Source organism: Puniceicoccus vermicola (assembly GCF_014230055.1).
Lineage (GTDB): Bacteria > Verrucomicrobiota > Verrucomicrobiia > Opitutales > Puniceicoccaceae > Puniceicoccus > Puniceicoccus vermicola.
This window is the reverse complement of record NZ_JACHVA010000097.1, coordinates 1-2,292: the sequence shown is the minus strand read 5'-3', so window position 1 is coordinate 2,292 and position 2,292 is coordinate 1. Positions and strand designations below refer to the sequence as shown.

The window sequence follows — 2,292 nt, the reverse complement described above, 5'->3', positions numbered from 1 at the left end:
AGGAAGTCGTTGAAGTTGAGTTGGTTAGATAATTGAGTTTCGTCAAAATTTGTGAAGGATTCTGTAAATAGCTGATTGATATGAACTTTCTGAAAAGCGTTAACACTCAGAACTTGCAGAATCCGGGTCAAACTGTGGTCGAGGCAGAGAGTCTTTTTGAGACTGGCGACGAGAAGATAGGTGCAGATGGCGATCCAAATTTGGGTTCTGACGGCATTGTCCGAGGTTCCGAAGAAGGACTTGATCCGCAGGTTCTGTTTGATCCATTTGAAGAAAAGTTCGATCTGCCAGCGGCTCTTGTAGACCAAGGCGACGGTCAATGCTGGGATGGAAAAATTGTTGGAAAGGAATACCAAGTCCTTGCCAGTCTCCTCGTCGAAGAAACGAACTCGACGCAAAGCAATGGGATATCGTTCCTTGGACAGGGCTCCGCTCAGACCGATTGTTTGATCGCTGCGCAGACCTGTGATTTTGGCAACTCTGCGGGACTCCCGGACATAGCAGTCGAGGTTGCGTTTGGCACGGATAACGAAGAACGCTCCGGCCTGGCTGAGGCCGAAGAGTCGACCGAAGTCGAGGTATCCACGATCCATTACATAGATCGTTCCGGGAGAGACTGGCATTCGGTCGAGGAAAGACACATCGTGTTCCCGTCCCTTCGTAACGTCGATGAACAGCGGGATAGAGCCTTGAAGTTCGAACTGCGTGTGGATCTTTACCGCCGCTTTCGTGGAACGAAAGTCCGCCCAAGGGAAGAGAGTCAGGCAAAGATCGATGGTGCTCGAATCGACCGCGACGACCATGCCATCGAGACCCATCGGGTTCGTCTCGCCTGCCTAAAGTCTCCGCGTCCTTCGAATGAGGATATGAGCCATGGCTTCGTAGACGCGCCAGTCCCTCCATTGGTTGGCATATGCCAAATTGGTGCGGGTAATGTTGCCGCGAAACCCCATCGCGTAAGCGTTTTGATTCCCGCGCAAACAAGCCTCGATCTCGCGCAACCCCTCCCGGTAAGTCAACTGGGCAAAGACCATGGCAAGGAATTGGTCGCGTGCGGTAAATCCGCGACTGCTCTTGGGCATCGGGTAAAGCTTGATGCATCGGTCGAACTCCTTCCGGTCCAAGCCATCGGTAATCTGAGTAAAAACGAGCCTGCCAGCGTTCATCCGTTATTGAGAACGAATGCGACGGAAGGTCGCCAGCCGATTCAAATGCGTGACAACCTTTATCCTGTATAAGACTCTTCAAATGAATCACTTGGAAAAATCGAAACCCCTCTTAACTGGACACTAGTGATGCGGCCTATGAAAAAGGGGAAAATCGGTTCACTTTTTCGCTATTGAATTCTTTACGAGATTGGGAAGGGGCATAATCCGAAAAGGTACAAAACTCCGTCGAGAATCGAGTTTGGATTGACCTTCGATCTGCTCCGGAATTACGCTTTTGCTGGATCGATGCTCGATTCCTCTTAACCGGCTCATTCATTTTTCCTGAATGCCGAAAATTTAGCCAAGCTTCTTAAAACCAACGTGTAATGAACCTCAAGAATTTAGATGATTGGGGATATGCGGTCCGCGAACTTATCCGCAGCAAATCCGGGTTATCCGAAACTGAGTTACGCAGATAGCACTGATATGCAGAGAAGAAGAATGAAATTTATAGCCCTGATCGTGTTCTTGCTGCCTTGTGTATCCTTCGCGAATGAGTTTCTCAAGCTAAAGAAGATCGAAGGGCTTGAAGAGAATGAAACCATTCGATTTTTAGCTGACTGGCGAGATACCCACCCCGAAAAAGAATTATTCGAGGTTTCGAAGGGATTTATGATTCCTAAGGGTCCCAGCTACATAGATGTCATCTTTAACTCTATGTGGGATGGCAAGAAAGCGAGATACTCCGCCTCCATGATCAGAATCCCCCTGAAAAAGAAAATCTATCAGGGTGAGATGCTCAGTTCGGAGCCGGAAAGGATTGATGAAGTGGCTTTTGTGTATTTGAAAGGAAGTCGTGCTTCCGTTAATCCAAGCTTAACACAAAAGGATTGTATGGTTCTCCGCGATGAACTTCAGAAAGTCAGGGAGGCTGAATTCGAAGGCACAAGAATCCCATTTTCCCTTATTCAGCCTTTGATCACTGAAATTTACTCCCCAGAGGCAGGTCTCTATATCATGAAGCTAGGGAGCGCTGCTACGTATTCATCGGAATCTTACCATTTAGTCGTGAAGGCCAAAGAAGGCGAAACCACAGCCGAGCTTCGGCATCGAACCAATCTTGCGATCCCTTGAAACGCATATC

1 protein-coding gene and 1 pseudogene are annotated in these 2,292 nt (G+C 48.4%); one reads left to right on the top strand and one right to left on the bottom strand.

The features are described from left to right. Positions 1 to 1,166 (bottom strand): annotated as a pseudogene (locus tag H5P30_RS12100) (IS4 family transposase); the annotation flags it as partial. 483 nt (positions 1,167 to 1,649) lie between these two features. Between H5P30_RS12100 and H5P30_RS12095 the strand changes: the two are divergent. After that, a complete protein-coding gene (locus H5P30_RS12095) occupies positions 1,650 to 2,282 on the top strand; it encodes a hypothetical protein (protein ID WP_185691225.1) in 633 nt (210 codons plus the stop codon). Positions 2,283 to 2,292: the final 10 nt, after the last annotated feature.

Excerpts from the sequence above, each read along its gene's own strand:
- H5P30_RS12095 (WP_185691225.1), top strand. The coding sequence starts at position 1,650 with ATGAAATTTATAGCCCTGATCGTGTTCTTGCTGCCTTGTGTATCCTTC.